Here is a 24,103-nt window from a genome sequence, read left to right as displayed (position 1 = left end):
CTTTACTACTTTATTTGCTACTTTTATTTGCTATTGCTTCTACTAATTCTGTACAGTCTGTTTTACGATTTTTTCGCCACGCAACGCTTCTACTAATTCTGCTCGCACATACAAGCCATTACACTTATTAAATCCATGCGCAACCAAGCCTTGAGAAACGGAACACAATAATGGCGGATACAATGCTGCAGCAGAGCACACTTCCGGCTTTTCAAACACATCATGCGCTGAACCATCAATAATAAGCTTTCCATCGTTAATTGTTATAAGTCGAGTTGCATAATCAAGCACAACTTCCATATCGTGACAAACCATAATCACGCAGCAACCGTTTTTTCTTAAACGCTCTACAACTTGCATAATTCTCATGCATTCCTTGTAATCAAGGCCACAAGTTGGCTCGTCAAGAAGAAGAATCTTAGGATTCGTTACAACTGTTGCAGCTAAAGCAACCATTTGACGCTGTCCTCTAGAAAGCATAAACGGGCTAGCTTTAGAATCCAGCTCCAACTCATCAATAATTTCCATTGCATGAGCTTTAGCTTCGTCCTCATTCTGACCAATTAAAATACAGCTTAAAGTAACTTCTTCAAGTACCGTTTCTTTGCATAATTGTCGATCAGGATTTTGGAATAAGGTAGATACATATTTTGCTATTTGACTAATGCGAAGCGACTTAGTGTCGATGCCATCTATTGCAACACTACCTTCTGTAGGTCTTAATAGACCATTAATAATCTTTGTAATTGTTGTTTTTCCAGCACCATTTCTTCCAATTAACGCAATTAATTCACCGCTATTTGCATTAAATGAAACATCTTTTAGAGCTTTAACACCATTCGCATAAGCAAAACTCACATTATTTATTGAAAGGCATGGCTTGTTAGAATTATCTGAATTATTAGCTTTTATAAAAGCCTCTTTATGAGACTCTAAAACAGATTCTGCATTATTCGAGTTATTTGAATTAGAAAGTTTAGAATAATCCGTACGTAATGTTTTAACAATAGTATTTACAGTTTCTTCCACGCCAACAGTAAGCTCAGCAGGATTACAAATCTGTTCATCTTGCAACTGCTTAATTAAATGCGTAGTACGCGGATAGTTAATACCTACTTTACGAAGTAACTCTATATCTTTAAGAGCTAAAGAAACAGGAGCATCAAGAACAAGTTCACCTTTAGAAAGCACTATAAGACGATTACAATACTCGCTCAACAAAGCTACTTTTTGCTCAATGACAACAATAGTAATACCAAATTTTTTATTAAGATTTTGAAGAATAGAAAAAATCATGCGGGAAGATACAGGATCCAACGCACATGTTGGTTCATCCAACACTAAAACTTTAGGTTTAAGTGCCAAAATTGCAGCAATAGCAACTTTCTGCTTCTGCCCACCAGACAATGTATCTAAATCTCGATTGCGCAAATCACTAATACCAACAGTTTCTAAAGAACTAGCTATACGATTAGGAATTTCATCGTGAGGAACTCCAAAATTTTCCAATCCAAAAAGCAGCTCGTCTTCAACGTTTGCAGCAACCATTTGCGCATCAATATCTTGAATAACAGATCCAATCAAGCAAGCAATATTGGTTAGAGCAAGATTTTTAGTGTCTTGACCCGCAATCTTAACGCTTCCTAAAAGTTCGCCAGAATAATGGTGAGGAATAGCGCCAGAAAAAAGTGAAGCAAGAGTTGTTTTACCAGAGCCAGAAGGTCCAATAATTCCAACAAATTCACCAGGGTAAATTTTAAGATCTACGCTATTAAGCACATACTTATTATCCTCAACGCTTAAAGTATTTTCACTACGATTTGTACCGTATTGAAAAGACACATTCTTCAATTCAAGTAGCGGATCTTCTAAGTGTGAATCATTAGGTTTTTTCATAAGGCTCTTTATGTTTCGTTGTGGGGCTTGTTCAACTAATTTTCTTCCAGCAATCAGTTCATTTTGCTGATGCATACCATCCATAACTGTAACACACCAATCAAACTCAAACTATTTACTAACATAAAAGTTGATGCCAATCGCAATATGACTGGCATCAACTCACTTTTATACCTTTACTTTTTCTATACACTGCAATCATTCATGCATACTAAGTGCAATAAAAAACACATTTTATGCAAAATAATTTGTATAAAAATTGATTTACTTATGCAATACAATCTTCAATGGCGTGAACAGCACTTCTACAACAACTGCATTAAATACTGCAGTGCCCAAAATAATTGGGAACATCACAAGAACCATGTTTGGAGAATGCAATACGAAGAATGCAGCAATAAGAGCAAAAATACAACCGGAAATTACTGTAGTAATGAAAGTAGCAATGAATGGGAATACGCTTACTTTACGAGCTGCATCCTTTGGGAATAAGCGAATATAGCCAATTAACATTGCAGTCATAACTATTGCAGCTGGAATATCGCAAGCATATTCAAGGAACGGAATCGAAGTATTAAATTGAATTAACGTTGCAGCAAGAGCACCAATAATAGCACCCTGGTAAATCTTCGGCCTAACAAGCAAAATTGACAAGCAGAATGAAGCAATAACAAACTCAGGCTGAATATTTCCAATAGAAAGAGATTTTGCAACAGTAAAGTCAAGAATGCATCCAGCCGCAAAAAGTACCGCAACTAACACTAACGAAGTAATATCTAATGCATGATTCTTAACTTTCACATTTTGCATCATCGCAGCTGCAGCATCTGTAGTTGCGTTTGCACTATTGTTATAAGTTTCCTTAACGGTTTCGTTAATTTCTTGAGCCATGATTTCTCTCCTTGTTTGGGCTTTATATTATTCATATAAAGCTATCGAATATTTTGTTGTGATTTGTGATTTGTGATTTGGTTATTTTTGAGATTTGAGGCTTGTATACAAAAAGACCCCGAGCTTACCTCGGAGGTCTTCTACAAGCTTTTATATGCAGCTTCTAAAACTTCAGAGTAAACTCACGCCAAAGAGAAGACTGCCACCACCACATACGTGCAGCGTTAAGAGTATTCATAGATTCAGCATTCATGTTCATGTTACGCATGATGACTGCCTCCTAAACTCATTAACTACTTGTGGTTCAATGCACAAACCTCAACCGAAATATTCGATATTCGTTTGTGTTGAAATGATGCTAACACTATGAAAGTACAAATGCAAACACAACACGCGCACAAACTGAAAATATTATTAAAATTATTATTAAAAATATTAGTGCTTATTAGTATTTTGTTTACTATTTATAAAGTTTTTGATATTTAGCAATCTGCAATTTTACAGCAATAATTCGTTTTACAGAATCATCAATTCTAGACTCAGGAATTTCTCCTCTACGAACGGCATTAACAACAGAATAGTAAGCTTGGCGCAAATTTGCAGGAGAAAGTAGCATATCAAGACCTGCTTTAATTCCAGTAATTGCAGCGCTTGAAGGAGCATAACGTAAAGATATTGCTCCCATTCCTAAAGAATCAGAAATAAGAATACCGTTATAGCCAAGCTTTTTACGAGCTAAACCTGTAACAATCTTTTCCGACATACTAGCTGGAGTATCATCTCCCGTAATCTTCGGATACGACACATGACTAACCATAATGAACTTAACGCCAGTATCTACCGCATCTTTGAATGGAACTAAATCTACTTTTCTTAGCAAAAATGGAGTTTGATTCGAAACAGTAGTACCTTTGTGAGAATCTTCAAAAGTTGAGCCATGACCAGGAAAATGCTTATACGTAGCAAAAACATGATTTTCTTGCAAACCATCCGTAAACGCGTCAGTCATATGAGCCACAAGCTTTGGGTTAGAACCGAATGAGCGCTTTTTCATAAGATTATTATCCGGATTAGTTAGAACATCTGCAACAGGCGCAAAATCAACATTAAAGCCAAAATCATGGAGATATTTACCAATATATGCTCCCGCTTTATAAGCTTTACGCATTTTCTTAGTAACACCAATATCTCTCATATTAGGCGAAGTATTCACTCCCATTTGAGGATTAGAACTAACTCTTGCAACAGTCCCACCCTCTTCATCAACGCTAACAATCGCAGGCAATAATACACGAGCATTACTTATTTCTTGCAATTTAGAAATCATACTTTTAGTCTGTTCAGGACTTTGAATATTTTCTCTCGTGTACATTATTCCGCCAACAGGCAAGGAGTTAAAAGCCTGCTGCATTTGTGCACCAGAAGAAGTCACAGTCCAGTTTATGCCAACTAATTCCTCAGGTTTTACAACAAACATTTGCGCAACTTTGTCTTCAAGAGACATTTTTGAAATCACGCTTCTAACTTCTGCACTATTGGGATCAATTCCTCTACGAGCCAGTTTTTTATGAGCTTTAATTAAAGACTCTCGCTTTTCTGCTTCTATTGCTAACTCTTTAGGACTCTTAACAGCAGTTCTATTAGAATGGTCGAAGAATTGCGAGCGCATAACATATACTGCAGCACACATAGACACTGCTATTAAAGCAAGCGCAATAATAATCACAAAAATAGAAGCGAAATGATTTCTAGACGCGACTGATTTTGCACGTTGATTATGCAACGCACCCCTATATTGTACTGCACGACCAGTTACAGTATGTGGCCCACTTTGCAATTTACGCGGCTGCTGCTTGCGCATAAGCTTTCCCCTAATTCACTAATAATAAAAATACTATTGAAATTATTTATTAGTATTTATTCACTTCGCACACGTAGCCTGTTTTACCGCTAAACGTTTTGCGCAATGTAGGATTTGTAAATAGGTTGTCACGCTGATCGTTCCAAGACCATTCGTCATTTAATCTCCAAAGCATAAGATAAAACTCAGGTTCACCATCTTTATCATTTCGGCTTGGCTCACCCGGTAACCAGTTTTGATACTTTACTTTTTCACCAGTAACCCAGTGCGCATACACGTCACCATTTTCGCGCTGAGAAGTGTAACCGCCAATCCAAACATACTTGATGCCTTCCTTCTTAGCCATATTTATAACCTTAGTTTCCTTACGCTTGTCTGTAAGAGTTACTAAGTAACCGCCATCTTGCATGCATGCACTATTAGCTTCTGTCCAAGTTACGTCTCCCTTATGAAGAACAAAACGAGAACTACCCTTCTTGTAAGTCTTCTTCTTGACTGGCTTAAATGCTAAATCATCACCAATGCCACCAGACTTATGGTTCTTCGAATCTGCAAGCAAAGCAGAAACTACACGATTAACATAAGGATTTGTTGAGGAATCAGAATCGTACTCGAGGCAATAAACATTATCTTGATTAACTCTAATTCTATTCATTACATCTTTCATATCTGAAATAGAATTAATATCCCAGAAGTAGCCGTTTGTTTCGTTTGCAATATTCTGCAATACGTTAGAATCAGCATCACTTGTACCAATCAAATAAACTGGTATTCCCTTTTCTTTTGCTAGAGCAATAACCTCATCCGCAGTATGAGTGCTTTCATTATCCAAACCGTCTGTAAAAGCAATAACACAGTTAAAACCTGGATGGTTTGAAGCATTAGTAACACCAGTGTATAGAGCATCGTACAAGGCCGTCATGCCGTAAGGCGTCATATTATCGATACCTGTAAGAAGTCGATCTTTATCGCTCGTGTATGTTGCCATATACATGAGGTAGCTATCGAAAGATATAAGCTCTCCTTTATCACCAACCTTATAGTTGAGATTGCGAACAAAATCACTCATTGTTTTCTTCATAGTGTCGATTGAAGAATCCATTGAGCCGGATTTATCAAGAAGAATCTCGTAATTAACACCTTGATTGTCTTTAATTCTCTCAACCTTGTGAATAAGGCGTTCTACTTCTTTGCCACCACCAATTTTCTCGCGAATTGCAGCAGTTGGAGAGTCAATCTCAAGGGCTTTTCCACTGCTATCTGTAAGAGAAAAGTACAATTTAACGTGCGGATATTGAGAAACGTCGGAATTAACAATTTTTAGCGTATAATCTTCATACTTGTGTGATTGAGTAAGCTCACTGCGAAGCTTTGAATAAGGAATTTGACTCGGGTGAATAAAATCCCAAATTAAGCATCCAAAAATGCACGAAAGAATAAAAGATATAACTATTGTAATAGCAAGAATTATGTTTCTTTTATTCTTTAATTCCTCATTTGAAAAAACATCAAATACAGAAAATACGCTGCCTCCGCGTGAAGACGCAGGAATAGCTGATGCCGTATAAGTGGCTGATGCTGCAGAATTATACGGCTCAGCTTTGTAAGCTTGATTCATGTTATTACGAATACTTTGCTGATTCTGCGAGCTTTGCTGATTCTGCGCATTGTTCTGCTGATCATTTTCTGCAGAAGCATTAACAGCTGCTCCACAACGAGAACAGAACCGTGCATTATCCTTAACTAATGCTCCACAGTTGATGCAAAACATACGTTCTTCTTTCTCACATTATCACGCAAGTACTTACATAATAAGATTAAGCTTAATCTACTTTTTGATTCTATACCTTCTTTTATATATTCTTAGCTCGATTTATTTTAATGAAGAATGCACCAGCCACAACCAACAATATTGCACAAATAAATGCGATCTGAATTATGCTGCTGCCAGTAGAACTTAATTCTTGCGATTTTTTAACAATATCGTTATTTACAACGGTTATGTCTGTCCATGCAAGTTGATTACCTTTCTCGTCAACCAAAACAACCGTATGCTTTCCGGTGTATCCAGCTGGGAACTGAGCGTCGAATTGAGGCTTGCCATTAACCATGCGAACAGTCACAAACTTTGAACCATCAGCACCCTTAAGCAAGCGTGGAGATGAGTAAATGTACGCGTAAGCATAAACTACTCCATCACGCTGCAAACGCTCGGTGAACTCGCTGTTTACAACATTAATTCTCACACTGTTAACAACACCTGCAGTTGCAACGTTATTGTTACCAACGCTAAGAGTTCCCTTTAATTCTGGATTAAGCTGCTGGACTGTTTCCGGAGCTTGAGGCACAGGAGTTGATTCTGCAGGCTTAGCTGGAGCAGTTTGTTCAGACTTAGCTGGCGCAGGATGCTCAGCTGGAGTTTCATTCTTAGACTGATCTGGCTTAGCTGGAGCAGGCTTAGTCTGACCTGGCTTAGATGGAGTCTCATGCTCAGATGGATTGTGCTGAGGCGTTGGTGAAGGAGACGGAGCAGGAGCAGGCGTCACTTGACCAGGCGTTTGCTCATGTCCAGGTGCCGGAGCTGGCGCTGGATGAGGACCAGTACCAGGAGTCACAGTACCAGGAGTTTGTTCATGCCCATGCGTAGATGGATCTGGATTCTGCGTACCAGGCTGCGTACCAGGCTGCGTACCAGGCTTAGATTCATCCTTCACAAGCACAGCAGTCGAAAGAGCAGCAACCTTGTATGTTCCGTCAGCTGAAACATTAGCCTCTTGAGCAACTTCATTAACTTTGCCATCAGCAACAAGAGCAGAATACTTTCCTGCTGGAATCTTTACTTGAGTTTCAGCATTATTAGCATTGAACACAACAACGTATTGCTTATCTGCATCTTTAAGCGTATAAGCAATTACACCATCAGTAGTGCCATCAATCATCTTCATGTTCTTGTTAATTGTTGCATAATCAAAATCACGAAGAGATTTAATACTCTTGCGTAGCTTCAACAATCCCTTGAAATAGTTCACAGAATCAGACTTTTCTGTTGCGCGATTCCAATCAAGAGCATTGTCTTTATCTCCAGAATTGTAGCTATTTTCGTTACCGTTCTTAGTTCGCAAGAATTCCTGACCAAGTTGAATAAACGGCATGCCGCGCGAAAGCAAAATCATTGAATTTGCAAGCTTTACTCGCCTCAATCGTACGTCTTCAGTGTCGTTAGGAGCAGAGACCTTTAGCTTATCATACAACGACAAGTTATCGTGAGCTTCAACATACTGAACAATTTGACCTGCATCAGCAAAGTGCGTTTCAGCATTACCATTCCAGCACTTAACAGTACTACTCGTGCCAAATTGGCAACCAAGCAAATTATGCTCAAGCAAAGCCTTAACACCTTTATCTGTATTGCCATTGACAAAACCAGTACCCTCAGTATCAAACACAGAACCTTTTACAGAATCGCGGAATGAATCATTAAAGAACGCTACTCCTGGAATCTTATAAGCATTAGGTTGAATAGTAGACTCGCTCTTAGGAAGCAGTTTATTCATATCCCAGCCTTCACCAAGCACAATAATTGAAGGATCAATCTTATTAAGCTCAGCACGCACTTCTTGCATAGTCTTCAGGTCAATTAAGCCCATCAAATCAAATCGGAAGCCGTCGAGGTTGTAATGCGTAGCCCAATACTTCACAGAATCCAAAATATACTTGCGCATCATTTGACGTTCAGAGGCAGTATCGTTACCGCATCCAGAATTACCATTCAAAGCGCCATCCTTATAGCGGAAGTAGTATCCAGGAACAGTCTTGTTAAACGAATGATTTTGCACGTCATAAACATGGTTGTAAACCACGTCCATAATTACACGCAAACCAGCCTTATGAAGGCCAGCAATCATTTGCTTAGCTTCCTTAACCCTTGTTGTTGGAGTTGCAGGATCAGTAGAGTAAGATCCTTCAGGAACATTGTAGTTTTGCGGATCATAACCCCAGTTTTGAGCGCCTTGCTTTCCGTAACTCAAGTCACCAGTTTCATTAACTGAAGCAAAATCATACATTGGCATGATTTGCACGTGAGTGACACCAAGCGACTTCAAATAATCAAAGCCAGAAACATTATGCTTATCTGTGGTCTTAGTGCCTGCTTCTATTACTCCAAGATACTTACCGCGATGAGCATCGCTAATACCAGAGTTTGGATTGATTGAGAAGTCACGAACATCCATTTCTGCAATTGTTGCGTCACTTGGATTCGTAAAGCTTGGCATACGATTTCCAGCATTGCCAGCGTCTTTATCTGCTAATACAACAGAACGTTCACCGTTTACTACTGCAGCTTTCGCATAAGGATCAGCAGAAACATTCACTGTGCCATCAGCAAAATGAACTTCATATGCGTAAGCTGTACCAGCCTGATCTCCATCAAGCTTTGCAGACCACACACCATGATCTTCTGCTTTCATAGCAATTTCTTTAGACTTTTCTGCTTTTTCAGCAGTCGACCGATAAGTAATCAACTTTACTTCAGTTGCTGTTGGAGCCCAAAGCTTAAAAGTAGTTGAAGAAGCAGAATGCACAGCGCCCAAGTCATTGCCATTGTACGCGTATTTCTTATCGAATTCATCGGTACGAATTACGCTAGCACCAGTTTTTGAAGAAGCGGAAAGCTTAATACCTGTAGCTAATCCCTTAATACTCAACTCATATTTATGCTTAATATTAAGTTCTTCTTTGGTCTCAATAGTAATATCTGGACCCTTAGCTTTAGCAGAAGCAATTTCAACTTTCTTGCTAGGATTTTCACTAGTATCCAAAAGTGTTACGTTGGAAGTCGTTACAGACGACACATCACCAGATACTTTTACAGCTAACTTCTTTAAGCCAGTAATATCCGCAGACATCACGTGAGCTGTAAGTTGTGGCATCGTAGCGTTTAAGTATACTGTCATGTCATCTTGCATTAACCAGACTTCAGCACTACCCTTGCTTGGATCACTTGCATCTAGCTTAATAGCATTGTTTGGAATACTGCGATCGCTAGGATCTTGTTTTTCCCAATCGCTATTTGGCGTAGATTTTCTAACTTTGAAACCAACACTGTCAATACCACCATCATTCTTAGCAGTAAAGGTTGCAACTTTGCCGTAATCGTCATGCGAAGTGAAGTAACGAGCAGTACCACCAGTTCCGTCGTTCCAAGTCCACATGTTCCAGCCTTCATAATCGCCAGCATTCCTGCGATAATGAACTGTTACCTTTAACTCTTTTGGCTTCTTCTTAAGATTGTCTGGAGCAGTAAACTGCGTAGTATCCGTTCCGCCTGTTACCCAAGCTTCAGCAAGGCCACTTGCACAGTTTTCAATAGCGCGATCGCCACCATCTTTACCCCACTCTTTTGTAGTAGTAATAAAGGAAAGTGACTTGTTTTCAAAAGCTCCATCAACTGTAGTTTCAAAAACTTTGCCGAAAGAATCAGAGCCAGTAAACTGATGCCAGACTCCATGAAGCTCTTTACCATCCTTGTCTTTACCCCACAAATAAACGCCGATATTGCGATCATCGCCCGCTTTTGGCTTATAGTGGATTCGAACAGTAGTCTTTGGCTCATATTTTACTGGGCAAGGATTTACTCCAACACTACCCTTGTGATCTTGAGCTACATATGAATCAGTATGAGCTGGAATCTTAAAGTTATTATTCTCTCCCTCGTGATACCAGTAGTTTTCACCATCATTAAACACTGCTTCATAAGCTTTACCATTGGTTTTAATCGTATGCTTATACCAACCATCGCAAGCCTTTTGCATCTCTTCGCCATGACCTGACGTCCAGCTTGAGCCTATGCCGTAATGAACATATACTTTCTTATCCTTAAACTTTTCGTCTGGCTTAAAGTAAATAGTTGTTTTAGGATCTTCTGGCATACCTGCATCAGGCTTTTCTTCACCATATTGAGGATCAGACGGGTCTGTAGCAGCGCCAGCTGGATGCTTGGATTTTGTGGCATTAACATGCAATGCTACTGCTTCGCGAGCGCCAATTTTCGCATTAACTACACCATTTTCAACTTTAACAGTCTTAGAGCAGTCTCCTGCAGCATAAACGTTGCAATACTCACCATTTGGCAAATCAGTCTTGTAAGAAACTTCTTTTTCGTCAAGAGAATTGTTGATTGCTAAGAAGCCTTTGCCTTCACGGCTAAATGCAACATTATTGTCGCCATCATCCTGCCAATTCGTAACCTTCGCGCCTTGAACAGCATTATAGAATCCAATCATTCCACGAATCGAAGTCCAACGCTGAGTGCACTGCCACTTTGAATCTTTGCCGCAAGATACATCTGGAACAGACGTATCAGATGCACCAGGCGCGCCCTCATCATGAGTGTCAAACTTGTATCCGGAATACACGTTTGGAGTGCCGTATGGCCATGCGAGCATGAATGCATTTGCTAAAGCGTAACGACGGCCATCTTTATATGTGAGCACACTGTTACCGCGCTCAGTATCCCAGTTCGTAACGAAAATCGAAGCTTTATCACTTTGAACCATTCCGTCTTGAATTTTGTTCAGAGGCTTATCTGATTTAATAAGAGAGCCTTTGAAGTTTTGCTTAAGCTGGTAAGAGTAGCCAAACTCGTTAACTTCGCCTTCATTCAAATGTGCAGCAGGCTTAATTTGTGCAGCTTCTGAAGGGTTTCCAATAGTTTCCTGCATCCACCAAATGTCATTAATCTTTTTGCTGTCGTCAACGCCTTCATTGTATTGCTTTATGGCAGAAGCTTTAATAGCTCTCATATCTTCTGGCGAAATATGTTTAACAGCGTCCACACGGAAACCAGCAACGCCAAGTTTCAACAAATCTGCAAAGTACTTGCCTAACACTTGCTGAACATGCGGCTTAGAAGTATCCAAATCAAGCAAACCAACAAGTCTGTGAGTCCAAACTTCTTCAGCATTCGTGTAATCTTTAATATTTTCAGTGCTCTTATGGAAATCATCCTTAGTGTATCCAGCGTCTGTGAAGGACTGATTAGACGCATCATATTTACTTCCTCCAACACCAACAGTATCTTTATTATCAGCGCCAGTCATGTGATTAATCACAGCATCAGCAATGATTCCAACACCTACCGCATTGCAAGTAGTAATCATCTGCTTAAACTCAGCTTCAGTACCAAGTTTAGAATTTAATTTATAGCTCACAGGCTGGTAAGAAGTCCACCAAGCTTTACCTTTAATATGATCTTGCGGCGGAGAAACCTGAACATACTTCACACCCTCAGGGACGTAAGTTTTAGTGCATTCTTGAGCAATACTCTTCCAATTTTGCTGAAACGCAGTAACAATAACACCCTTACTTTTAAGAGTTACATTAGTAGAAGTTTCTTTGCTATTGGTAGACCCCCCCCCGCTAGTAACAGCGCTTGCACTGCCTGCAACAGCAAATCCTGTCACAAGCATTGAAAGAGCGGCAACAATAGAAATAATCTTCGATGCAAGATGTCGATGACGAGTCATCAGTATCCTTTCCTCCATTGGTATCAGCAATATTCTTCTTTGGCTTGCCGATAGCAACAACACATAAAACGAGGGCAGTACAACAATGTATCTACCCTCGTCTCATATGCGTTATATGCATTGCTTAGTATAACATAAATTGACAACATTGCAATAATTATATTTAAACTGCAAAAATGTCATACGCTATACAGGTTTATTTATACTTTTCTATTTGTAACAATTTATTTATCACTTCACAATTTAACTTATTTATTTAGCTCCATTATCTTTAGCTACATCCTTTACACGCTTCCTAAATCTAACTGCAAGAGCCACAACCAAAGCTATAAAAATAGCAACAAATACCAGAAGTATTTTATTAATTGCAGAATTGCTACCAAAGTGCTTTACAGCATTAACATGCAATGCCACTGCAGAATGAGAAGGAATTGTAGTTTCAACTTTCCCACCGCTAACAGTTACAGTCTTTTCGCAATTCTTTGATGCATAGACATTGCAATACTCGCCATCCGGCAAATCAGTATTGTAGTTAACATCATTTTGCTTATCGTCATTATTAATAGCGAAGAAACCCTTATTTGTGCGACTAAAAGCAATATTATTACTTTCGTCATCCTGCCACTTAGTTACTTTCGTGCCTTTAACAGCATTATAGAAGCCAATCATGCCTCGAATTGAAGTCCAGCGTTGAGTGCACTGCCACTTTGAATCCTTACCACAGCTTGCATCTGGCACAGACGTTTCAGTTGCACCAGGAGCACCAACATCCCGCGCACTAAACTTGTATCCAGAGTAAATATTTGGCGTACCATACGGGTAAGCAAGCATAAAAGCATTCGCAAGCTCATATAATTTGCCATCTTTATAAGTAAGAACACTTGTGGCATTATCTCGCTCAGTATCCCAATTCGTAACAAAAATAGCAGCACTCTTATTAGGAATAAGACCATCTGTAATATGCTTCAAATTGTCAATTGAACCATAAAAATAATTTCGCAAACGATACGAATACTCAAACTCGTCTACTTCACCAGTTCCAACATATTTATTTGGCTGATTTTCTTTCGCACCATTACTGTCCCCAATCGTTTCCTGCATCCACCAAATGTGTTCAGGCTTAATTCCACTCGCCTCTGCTGCAGCTTTTTTAATAGCTTGCATCTCGTTTGGCGCAATATGCTTTACAGCGTCCACGCGGAAGCCAGCTACACCCATTTTTAGCAATTTTGCAAAATAGTTACCAAGAGTTTTTTGCACATGCGGCTTAGAAGTATCCAAATCAAGCAAACCAACTAAACGATAATTCCAAACTACTTGAGCATCACTATACGTGTAAATATCTCTATCTATTTGATGGAAATCATCTTTTGTGTAACCAGCATCAGGATAGCTCTGATTTGCAGCATCATATTTACTGCCACCAACACCAATAGTGTCTTTATTATCAGCGCCTGTTGTGTGGTTAATTACAGCGTCAACAATAATTCCAACCTTCGCAGCTTTACACGTAGTAATCATATTCTTAAACTCATCTTCAGTGCCAAGTTTGGAATTTAGATTGTAACTAACAGGCTGGTAAGAAGTCCACCACGCTTTTCCTTTAATATGATCCTCCGGAGGAGACACCTGAACATACTTAACACCTTCAGGACCATACGTTTCTTTGCACTCCTTGGCAATACTCCTCCAGTTTTGCTGAAAAGCTGTAACAATAACGCCCTTTTGTGGAAGGCTGTTTGTTGATTTAGTTGAAGCAAATGCCGAAGAGTTTGGAACAATGGTAAACACACACATTAATATTGTTGCTACAGCAGCGAATGACGCAAATACAAACATTAATTTATGCTTGTAATTATTGATTAATTCGCTAGCATAATTACTTTTTTTACGCTTACCTACTTGCAATTTTGCACTGCGGATCATCTTTGTTCCTTTCACATCACGTACAGCACATTCATTGTTTTATTGTGCGAAAATGCTTTTATTATTATACGCTTTACTGTTTATGTCTGAATATTAAAACGAAATAAAAAAACGTCACTCAGCAAGCTAAGTGACGTTGTGCACGTGCCCCCGGTGAGACTCGAACTCACACTGCACAGATTTTGAGGCTGTTTCCTCTACCAATTGGGATACAGGGGCATCTTCAATTTTTCGCAATTTTTTGCGACTTGTCGACTATAGCACACTTTAAGCTGCATGCAAATAGTTAAGGCGTTTTGCGCGTGTCGCAATATTGAATATTTGCGATTAAATACAAGCAATGCGCGCAACCTACAGATAGGAAGCGCGCATTACAAGTCACAACTTATACGTTACACGTTATACGTCCTACACATGCGCAAGTAAATAATTAAAAAATTAAATCATACTAAACGCATGTGCAAAACCGCGTAATATTAGTCGCAAGCACCAACTGTGTGAACGTAGATGGAGTCAGTACAACCAGCCTGACGCTCACCCTGAGCAGTGCTCAAGATAACAATCTGGTCACCATCTGAAACCTTACCAGCCTCACGAAGAACCTTGTCGGTGAAAATCATCAAATCGTGACGATTCATATCGTGATAATCTTCACTAATCAAGAATCCTTCAGTACCCCAGCTCAAAGCCAACCAGTGATAAGTGTGCTCATTGTTGGTCAATCCGTAGATTGGAGCAGTTGGACGTTCGCGGGAAATACGATGAACCGTACGACCAGTCTGAGTGTAGGCAACAATAGCCTTAGCGTTAAGCTTATCTGCCAAATCAACAGCTGCAGAGGAAACTGCGCCGGTGCTAGACATATCAAGCTCAACTGCAGGAATGCGATCATAGCCATTCTCGGTAGCATACTGAGAAATGCGAGACATAGTCTTTACAGTAACATCTGGATACTTACCAACAGCAGTTTCGTTAGAAGTCATTGTTGCGTCAGCACCATCGAGAACAGCGTTAGCACAATCGGAAGCTTCTGCACGAGTTGGTACTGGAGAGTTAACCATTGTGCCAAGAACTTCGGTAGCAACGATAACTGGCTTTGCATAACGGCGAGAAAGCTCAATGCAGCGCTTGGTAACAAGTGGAACCTCTTCAAGAGGCATTTCCACAGCCATATCACCACGAGCAACCATAATGCCATCGAAGGTCTTAACAATCTCTTCCAAGTTTTCAACAGCCTGTGGCTTTTCAATCTTGGCGACGATTGGAATACGACGACCTTCTTCGTCCATGATTTCGTGAGCGCGATCAATATCGGTAGCAAAACGCACGAAGGACATAGCAATAATGTCAGCGCCAGTGCGAATAGCCCAACGAAGATCAGACTCATCTTTTTCGGTCAAAGCTGGAAGAGAAACTGCAACGCCTGGAAGGTTAATGCCCTTGTGGCTGGAAACTGGGCCAGCAACAATAACCTTAGTGTGAACGTCGTTGCCTTCAACCTTAGTTACCTCAAGACGAACCTTACCATCATCAATAAGAATTGGGTCGCCTGCATGGCAATCTCCTGGCAAGCCCTTGAAGGTTGTGGAAGTGCGATGCTCGTCTCCTTCAACATCATCAGTAGTAATGATGAACTCCTGGCCTTCTTCCAAATAAACCTTATCTTCACCATCAGCGTTCTTCTTGAACCAACCACAGCGAATCTTTGGACCCTGCAAATCAACAAGAGCAGCAACATTGCGGCCAGTGGACTTGGAAGCTGCACGAACATTGTTGTAAACGCGCAAATGATCTTCAGGAGTGCCGTGAGAACGGTTCAAACGAGCAACATCCATACCAGCTTCAACAAGCTTGGTAATACCTTCCAACGATTCTGTAGCTGGACCAATGGTATCAACAATTTTGGCTTTACGCATAATGCCTACCTATTTCCTTTGTTTATTTTTAAATGGGAAAATACCCACTTTCCGAGTAATAGTGTACCAGCAAATTGTGACCTATAGGCAAAACTCGCGCCTATTTATTCATTAAAATTAACCACGACTAGCTGCGCTCACTCATTACCCTTACTTATTAGCCTCATCCATTTGCCGCAACTCTTTCTTTAAATCGCGTATTTCGTCGCGCAAACGAGCAGCCAACTCGAATTGCAACTGCTGCGCAGCAACATGCATTTGCTCGCTCAAATTTTTAATCAGCGACATAATATCGTCTTGTGGCAACGCAGAAACATTTGCCATACGCTTTTCTTTGCTTTGCTGCCCAAGATTTGGCTCTTTTGGCACGCCATAATGCGAGTTCCCAGCCTTATTAGCATTCCTGTAACCGCCTGCTAGCAAAGTTTGCGTATCAACATCTTCTTTAGCAAGCATGTCGTTCACGTCACTAATCTTCTTTCGCAAAGGCTTAGGATCAATTCCATGAGCCTTGTTATACGCGATTTGCTTTTCGCGACGGCGTTCTGTCTCGCTAATCGCCTTGCTCATAGCATCAGTAACAGTATCCGCATACATAAGAACAGTTCCAGAAACGTTACGAGCAGCACGACCAATCGTCTGAATAAGCGAGCGGTAAGATCTTAAGAAACCTTCCTTATCTGCATCCAAAATCGCAACAAGCGAGACTTCCGGCAAATCCAAACCCTCACGAAGCAAATTAATGCCAACAATCACATCAATTTTGCCTTCGCGAAGCTCGCGCAAAAGCTCCACTCTGCGCAAAGTATCAACATCTGAATGCAAGTACTCAACTTTAATTCCAAGCTCCAAAAAGTACTCGGTTAAGTCTTCCGCCATTTTCTTCGTAAGAGTAGTAACAAGCACACGCTCATCTTTTGCCACTCGCTCCTTGATTTCCGCAAGCAAATCGTCAACCTGACCTTCCACAGGTCGAACCTCAATCTTAGGGTCAAGCAAACCAGTTGGGCGAATAATCTGCTCAACTACGCCGTCAGAAAGCCCCAACTCATAATCTCCAGGCGTTGCAGAAAGATACACAGTTTGACCAACATGCTCCAAAAATTCTTTCCACTTTAACGGGCGATTATCCATTGCAGAAGGCAGCCTAAAGCCATGCTCCACAAGCGTTCTTTTGCGCGAAGCATCACCCTCATACATGGCTCCGATTTGCGGCACTGTTACATGCGACTCGTCTAAAACTAGCAAAAAGTCGTCTGGGAAAAAGTCAAGCAGCGTATGCGGAGGCGTGCCTGCATCGCGTCCGTCAAAATGCCTAGAATAATTTTCCACTCCTGGGCACACACCAACCTGACGCAGCATCTCCAGATCATATGTAGTTCGCATTTCTAAACGCTGAGCTTCCAGCAATTTGTTCTGCTTTTTAAGTTGTGCAACGCGTTCGTCACGCTCTTTTTCAATAGCCTCTAGCGCGCGTTCCATGCGCTCTGGCCCTGCAATGTAGTGAGATGCTGGGAAAATATGAACGCTACTCTCCTGGCGAATCACTTCTCCTGTAAGAGGATGCAACATTGTAATTCTGTCGATTTCGTCACCAAATAACTCAATTCGCACAGCTAATTCTTCGTACACTGGAATAATCTCAACAGTGTCTCCGCGCACTCTAAAAGTTCCACGCGTAAAAGCAATATCGTTGCGCTTATATTGCATGCTCACAAACTGGCGAAGAAGCGTATCTCGCTCAAGCTGCTGGCCAACGTTTAGCATAAGCATTCTCTCTGCATACTCCTCTGGAGTACCAAGTCCATAAATGCAAGAAACAGTAGCCACAACAACGCAATCGCGTCTAGTAAGCAAATTCGCTGTAGCAGCATGACGAAGCCGCTCAACATCGTCGTTAATATTGGAATCTTTTTCAATATACGTGTCTGTTTGCGGAATGTACGCTTCTGGCTGATAGTAATCGTAGTAAGACACAAAATAGCTCACGGCATTATCTGGCATAAGCTCACGAAACTCCGCGCAAAGCTGAGCCGCTAAAGTTTTATTCGGCTCAATAATAAGAGTAGGACGCTGCAAACGCTCAATAAGCCAAGCAGTTGTAGCAGTTTTACCAGTTCCCGTAGCACCCATTAAAACAACGTCATTTTCGCCGTTTTCAATGCGATTCGCCAACGCTTCTATTGCTTGCGGCTGATCACCCGAAGGCTTGTACGGAGCTTTTACAACAAACGGCTTGTTTGTGCGCTGAATTTTATTCGACATAATCTTTTACTTCCCCAATTTTGCCATTTCAGCGCTTTGATTGTTTATTGTTTATTTCTTGCAGCCATGTTTTCAGCATATTGTCAACACTTTTAAGCATAGATTCCATCGGTTTCGTTGAATCTACAACAAAATCTGCCATAGCTTTTCGAGCTTTACTTGGAAGCTGACTATTTATGCGCGCTAAAGCTTGTCTCTCCGTCATATTTCGCTCGCTTATCATTCGCTTAACGCGAATTTCTTTAGGCGCTTCAATAGTAATAATATGGTCAAAACTGAATGGAATGCTGTCAATTACTTGCGCAAGAAGTGGAATATCGTGCACAATAACCGAGCTTATACTGCTTATTTCATTGCGATTTTCTTTAGAAATTTTACTAGAATATTCGATTTTATATTCGCTTTCTAAAGTCTTTGCACAATCATAAATAGCAGGATGAATTACATCCTCAAGCTTACTTAACGCTTGCTTACGTTCATCGTCATCTCCAAAAATATGCTCTGCAATAAACGCACGATTTAAAGAACCGTCTTCCAAAACGGCATTTTCCCCAAAAATTCCTACGATTCGCTGCAATACTGCACTTCCTGGTTCCACCACTTTACGCGCTAAAACATCGTAATCTATAACAAAAGCGCCAAGCGAATGCAAATGGTTTACTACTGTAGATTTTCCGGCAGCAATTCCGCCCGTTATCGCAATACGCATTATTGTCATATATAAATTATAAGTAATGCCCCAGTAAATAATTACCGGGGCATTATATGCTAAATAGTAATTGTAAAATTAGTCTTGAAGTTCAGCACCATCGGCATCCTTATGCCACTTAGAACCAGGCTGAGAGCAAAGAATGCAAATTCCTTCAATAAATGCCCAAATTCCAGAAACAAAAGCCAGCAAGCCGAAAGAAAGAATAGAAATAAGAAGCTGGGCAATAGCCTTGCCTTTAAAACCAAGATAGAAATTGTGCACACCCAAAGCGCCCAAGAAAATCGCTAACAGGCCTGCAGCAATCTTGTTACGAGAGCTTCTGTATGTGTTTGATGAATAATTATTAGACCCATAGTTAGAGTAGGAAGACGCTTGATTGTACTGAGGAGCAGACTGAGAGTACTGACCATACTGTGGCTGAGCATTGTACTGAGGCTGAGCACCATACTGGGATTGGTCGTTATATTGTGGCTGAGCCTGGTTGTACTGCTGAGACAGATCATTGTACTGTGGCTGTCCGTACTGTGGCTGTCCGTCAGAGCCGGCGTAATCTCCAGTTTGATTATCTAAATCACTCACAATAATTACACTTTCTCTCGTAAGAAATTTATTTTCTTAAAAACTATATAATAAAAAATTAATAAATAAAAGCGTTATTACTAAAGATATTAAAAGATGCCCAGATAATCACTCACCAGGGCATCTTATTTATTAACAATAATTATAAAACACTAATCCTTTAACTCAGCACCATCAGCATCTTTGTGCCACTTAGTTCCAGGCTTTGAGCAAAGAATCAAAATACCCTCAACCAATGCCCATATTGCTGTAATGATCAACAGAAAACCAAAGGAAAGAACAGAAATAAGCAGCTGTGCAATCGCCTTGCCTTTAAAACCAAGATAGAAATTGTGAATACCTAATGTGCCTAAGAAAATCGCTAGCAAACCTGCAACAATTTTATTGCGCGAGCTTACTAAAGTTGCTTTAGCGTTCTCCTCACTATTCCCATCGTACGAAGGGGACTGAGCATTTTTCTGATTGTTGTCAAACGTGCTCATAATCTTCACCAATCCTTTTAATAATTATGATTAATGCTTAAAAGCATCATATAATCATGATTCTTAAAAGAAAATTAATTGTACCTATATTTAATTACAAAACTTGAGTCACAAAAATACTCGCAAAACATACTCAAAATAGTAGTAAAACATAAACAAAATTGCCCCGATGATCACTCACCAGGGCAATTGTTAATAAGCTTCTAGTAGAAAGTAGAAAACTACTTCTTTTCGCTCAAAAGCTGTTCGCGCAAAGCTGCGAGCTGATCGGAATCAGCTAAAGCACCTTCGTTAGAAGCCTCAGAAGAATAGTTGGAAGCAACTTCTTCCTTCTTCTCTTCCTTAGTTGGCTTCTTTTCAGCTTCTTCGCTCTGGCCGTCAGCGGCAGCAGATTCAGCTGCAGCTGCGAGTTCCTTAGCAGCGAATGCCTTGTGTTCTTCCCAAAGCTCGTGAGCTGCAGCATACTGAGCTTCCCACTCTTCGCGCTGCTGCTCGTATCCAGCCATCCACTCATTAGTGTTTGGATCGAAGCCTTCTGGGTACTTGTAGTTACCTTCAGCATCATATTCAGCTGGCATGCCGTAGAGAGCTGGATCGAAATCTTCAGAATTTGGATCGACAGCTTCAGTAGCTTGCTTCAAGGAGAGGGAGATACGACGACGATCAAGATCAACGTCGATAACCTTCACGAATACTTCTTCGTTAGCCTTAACAACAGTTTCTGGGTTCTCTACGTGACGGTTTGCAAGCTCAGAAATGTGAACCAAGCCCTCAATACCATCTTCAACGGAGATGAACACACCGAACTGAACGATCTTGGTAACCTTGCCCTTAACAACCTGTCCAGGAACATGGGTGCGAGCGAAGCGCTGCCATGGATCTTCCTGAGTTGCCTTAAGGGAAAGGGAAATACGTTCGCGATCGAGATCAACGTCGAGAACTTCAACGGTAACCTTATCGCCAACCTTAACAACCTCAGATGGGTGATCGATGTGCTTCCAAGAAAGCTCAGACACGTGAATGAGGCCGTCAACGCCGCCGAGGTCAACAAATGCGCCGAAGTTTACGATAGAAGACACAACGCCTTCGCGAATCTGACCCTTCTTAAGCTGCGAGAGGAAGGTCTCGCGAACTTCGGACTGGGTTTCCTCAAGGAACTGACGACGAGAAAGCACAACGTTGTTGCGGTTCTTATCGAGCTCAAGAATCTTAGCCTTAATCTTCTGGCCAATGTATGGGGAAAGATCGCGAACGCGACGCATTTCAACGAGGGAAGCTGGCAAGAAGCCACGAAGACCGATGTCTACAATCAAGCCGCCCTTAACAGCTTCAATAACTGTACCTTCAACGATGCCGTCTGCATCCTTAATCTTCTCGATGTCACCCCAAGCACGCTCATACTGTGCACGCTTCTTGGAGAGAATAAGACGTCCTTCCTTGTCTTCCTTAGTAACAACAAGGGCTTCAATGGTGTCGCCAACTTCAACGACATCATCTGGATCAACGTCTTTCTTGATGGAAAGTTCACGGGAAGGAATTACACCTTCAGTCTTGTAGCCGATATCCAACAATACTTCGTCGTGATCAATCTTTACGACGGTACCTTCAACTAAATCACCATCATCAAAATTCTTGATGGTTGAATCGACTGCCTTGATGAAGTCTTCTTCGGTGCCAATATCATTAATCGCAACCTTGGCGACTTCGTTATTATTCTCTGCCATTATTTATTAGTGGTTTCTTCTTGGGGTGGATATTACTCGATATTTAGTTATAGTTATGCGCGATACTACGCACACAAAGAGCTAGTTTATAGGCAGGCCTAGCCAAAATTGCCGTTTTAGTCCGGGAGTGTCGAAATATTAATTTTGAAGCTTTCTTTCAGCCATATCAACAACATTCGCAAGAAGCATAGCGCGTGTCATAGGGCCTACTCCACCAGGATTTGGAGAATATGCTCCAGCAATCTCACGGCAAGCAACATCCACATCGCCTTTTATACGATATCTTCCCGCTTCCTCATCAAATATGCGAGATACGCCAACGTCAACTAGAACTGCACCAGGTTTAATATCTTCTGGCTTAACAAAACCAGCACAGCCCATTGCAGCAATAATAACGTCAGATCCACGCATAATTTCCTGCAAATTTTTAGTATGAGTGTGGCATAGTGTAACAGTTGCATCTACTCCCCTGCGCGTAAGAAGCAGACCGATTGTTCGCCCAACCGTGATTCCTCGACCGAGAACACAAACGTTTTTACCAGAAAGATTAATTCCATACTCGTCTAACAAAGCTAAAATTCCACGAGGAGTACACGGCAAAGGCGTTGTAATATCTCCAGAAATATGCATCACAAGCTCGCCTAGATTATAAGGATGCATTCCATCACAATCTTTTGCAGGGTCTATTGCCGCAATAATATTTTGAGAATCCACGCCCTTAGGAAGAGGCAATTGCACAATAAAACCTGTACAAAGCGGATCATTGTTCAATTGCTCAACTGCTTTAAGAATGTCATCTTCACTAGCATCTTCTGGCAAATCACATCTGATTGAACGAATCCCAACTTCTTCGCAATCTTTGTGTTTTCCAGCAACATACTTTAATGATCCAGGATCATTCCCAACAAGTAGAGTACCCAATCCCGGTTCAATACCATTTTTACGCAATAGCGCAACGCGTGCAGACAAATCTTCCTTAATTTTGCCAGCAAGTGCTTTACCATCAAGAACAATAACCATAAATATGCCTCCCAACTCGCACAATTCGTAAGGATAGGCTATCGTGAGGTATAGAAGTGTATTAGTCGACAAGCAAAACTAATGTGCGCCGACGCACTATTATCAAAGAAGGAGCCACAGTGATGCGTACCATTATTTGCGCGGCAAAAAAATTTGGCAAAACCGTTTCAACATGCCTTATTGCATCTGCAGTACTTCTTGGATTTTCGGCATGCGGTCAGCAGGTAGAAAAGCCAAAAGAAAAACCTAAAGCAGCAACACAAATAACTGTTGTATCTACTGTAGATACTTGGGGCAGCTTGGCTAAAGAAATCGGCGGTAAAGACGTTAAAGTCGAATCGATAATGGCTGGTGCAAATACTGATATTTCATCTTTTAAGCCTAAACCAAAAGACTTGGAAAATATGCAGGATGCGCAAGTATTAATTACAAACGGCGCAGGATACGACGATTGGGCTTCTAAAGTGCATCCAAAAAAGGCTGAAACTATCAGTGCAGCTGCAACAGTTGGTGCATTAAATGGAGATAATCCGTACTTGTGGTTCTCTCACGATGCAAGAGAAGCTATGGCTTCATCAATGGCTGATACTTTCTCAAAGGTTCTTCCGGCTAAGAAGCATGATTTTGCTCAGCGACTATCTGAATGGCAAAATAGCGAAAAGAAATTAGCAAGTTCTATTAGTGATTTTGCTAAAAATCATAGTGATGCAAAATATGCTTCAACCTCGCCAATTCTGTTCTGGCTTATGGCAGACATGAACGTAAAGGATGCAGCTCCTAAGGAATATTCTGACGCTATAAGCAATAACACTGAACCACAACGTTCAAGTGTAGAAGAATTCCAAAAGCTCATTGAAGATCGTAAGATTGATGTTCTTATTAGTGATAGTCAGCAAGGCAATGATGTTCTTAATCTTCTAAATGGTATTGCTGGTAGAAGCTACACGTCGACAGTACGCGTAAGTGAGCTTATGCCTAAGTATGCCAATCAGCTAGATCAGTGGATTTTGAAAATTTGCGATGATCTTCAAAACTCTCTTAACGATACAAAAGATATGCGCAAGAATATTGATGATCAAGATTCACCAAAGAAACCTATTACTAAGAAGCCAACTATAGCCAAGAATACTGATCCTAAGAATTCAAATCAGGGTCAGCAAGATCCAGGCAAGTAAACAGTAACAAAGCTTCAATCGCTATAACAAAAAATCTCTTGCATCATATGGTGCAAGAGATTTTTTATTGCTGAAATCTAACAATTAATTTAATTTGTAAAACAGTTACATTATTAAATTAACTAAATTA

The 24,103-nt window shown here is 40.7% G+C and carries 14 protein-coding genes and 1 tRNA gene; 1 reads left to right on the top strand and 14 read right to left on the bottom strand.

The features are described 5' to 3' along the window. Positions 1-42: 42 nt before the first annotated feature. The 14 genes from HXT35_RS00180 to HXT35_RS00115 form a co-directional block, all read right to left on the bottom strand. The gene (locus tag HXT35_RS00180) at positions 43-1,980 is read right to left on the bottom strand and encodes an ABC transporter ATP-binding protein (protein WP_004127999.1); all 1,938 of its coding nucleotides are present in this window, start codon (positions 1,978-1,980) and stop codon (positions 43-45) included. A gap of 180 nt (positions 1,981-2,160) precedes the next feature. Next, entirely contained in the window at positions 2,161-2,787 is a 627-nt protein-coding gene (locus HXT35_RS00175; RefSeq protein ID WP_004127996.1) for a hypothetical protein, read from the bottom strand. 460 nt (positions 2,788-3,247) lie between these two features. Next, positions 3,248-4,648, bottom strand: coding sequence for a glycoside hydrolase family 3 protein (locus tag HXT35_RS00170; RefSeq protein ID WP_004127991.1), 1,401 nt, complete (start codon positions 4,646-4,648; stop codon positions 3,248-3,250). A 49-nt stretch (positions 4,649-4,697) separates the two neighbouring features. Further along, positions 4,698-6,419 carry a VWA domain-containing protein gene (locus tag HXT35_RS00165; RefSeq protein ID WP_421788031.1) on the bottom strand — a complete coding sequence of 574 codons (1,722 nt, stop codon included), beginning with the start codon at positions 6,417-6,419 and terminating at the stop codon, positions 4,698-4,700. A gap of 82 nt (positions 6,420-6,501) precedes the next feature. Continuing rightward, positions 6,502-12,174 carry a type I pullulanase gene (gene pulA / locus HXT35_RS00160; protein ID WP_004127984.1) on the bottom strand — a complete coding sequence of 1,891 codons (5,673 nt, stop codon included), beginning with the start codon at positions 12,172-12,174 and terminating at the stop codon, positions 6,502-6,504. 252 nt (positions 12,175-12,426) lie between these two features. Beyond that, positions 12,427-14,100, bottom strand: coding sequence for an alpha-amylase (locus HXT35_RS00155; protein ID WP_004127981.1), 1,674 nt, complete (start codon positions 14,098-14,100; stop codon positions 12,427-12,429). 145 nt (positions 14,101-14,245) lie between these two features. Further along, positions 14,246-14,319, bottom strand: a tRNA-Leu gene (locus tag HXT35_RS00150). A 257-nt stretch (positions 14,320-14,576) separates the two neighbouring features. Beyond that, entirely contained in the window at positions 14,577-16,016 is a 1,440-nt protein-coding gene (gene pyk, locus HXT35_RS00145) for a pyruvate kinase (protein WP_421788028.1), read from the bottom strand. Positions 16,017-16,166: 150 nt separating this feature from the next. Next, complete coding sequence (gene uvrB / locus HXT35_RS00140) at positions 16,167-18,281, bottom strand: excinuclease ABC subunit UvrB (RefSeq protein WP_004127975.1); 2,115 nt, start codon at positions 18,279-18,281, stop codon at positions 16,167-16,169. Between the two features lie 28 nt (positions 18,282-18,309). Next, positions 18,310-18,999, bottom strand: coding sequence for a dephospho-CoA kinase (gene coaE, locus HXT35_RS00135; RefSeq protein ID WP_004127970.1), 690 nt, complete (start codon positions 18,997-18,999; stop codon positions 18,310-18,312). Positions 19,000-19,068: 69 nt separating this feature from the next. Continuing rightward, on the bottom strand, positions 19,069-19,572 hold the full coding sequence (locus HXT35_RS00130) for a TM2 domain-containing protein (protein ID WP_004127965.1): 504 nt from the start codon (positions 19,570-19,572) through the stop codon (positions 19,069-19,071). Positions 19,573-19,724: 152 nt separating this feature from the next. Further along, positions 19,725-20,054, bottom strand: a complete 330-nt coding sequence (locus tag HXT35_RS00125; RefSeq protein ID WP_004127962.1) for a TM2 domain-containing protein — start codon at positions 20,052-20,054, stop codon at positions 19,725-19,727. Positions 20,055-20,275: 221 nt separating this feature from the next. After that, positions 20,276-21,778 carry a 30S ribosomal protein S1 gene (rpsA, locus tag HXT35_RS00120; protein ID WP_004127959.1) on the bottom strand — a complete coding sequence of 501 codons (1,503 nt, stop codon included), beginning with the start codon at positions 21,776-21,778 and terminating at the stop codon, positions 20,276-20,278. Between the two features lie 138 nt (positions 21,779-21,916). Beyond that, on the bottom strand, positions 21,917-22,798 hold the full coding sequence (locus HXT35_RS00115; RefSeq protein ID WP_004127956.1) for a bifunctional methylenetetrahydrofolate dehydrogenase/methenyltetrahydrofolate cyclohydrolase: 882 nt from the start codon (positions 22,796-22,798) through the stop codon (positions 21,917-21,919). A gap of 122 nt (positions 22,799-22,920) precedes the next feature. Between HXT35_RS00115 and HXT35_RS00110 the strand changes: the two genes are divergently transcribed. Continuing rightward, positions 22,921-23,973: a metal ABC transporter solute-binding protein, Zn/Mn family gene (locus HXT35_RS00110; RefSeq protein WP_421788026.1), complete on the top strand. Its 1,053-nt coding sequence runs from the start codon at positions 22,921-22,923 to the stop codon at positions 23,971-23,973. Positions 23,974-24,103: the final 130 nt, after the last annotated feature.

It is taken from the genome of Gardnerella sp. DNF01141 (assembly GCF_049244255.1).
Classification (GTDB): Bacteria; Actinomycetota; Actinomycetes; order Actinomycetales; family Bifidobacteriaceae; genus Bifidobacterium; species Bifidobacterium vaginale_E.
Note: the sequence above shows the minus strand (reverse complement) of the source record. Positions and strands in the feature narration are given on the sequence as shown.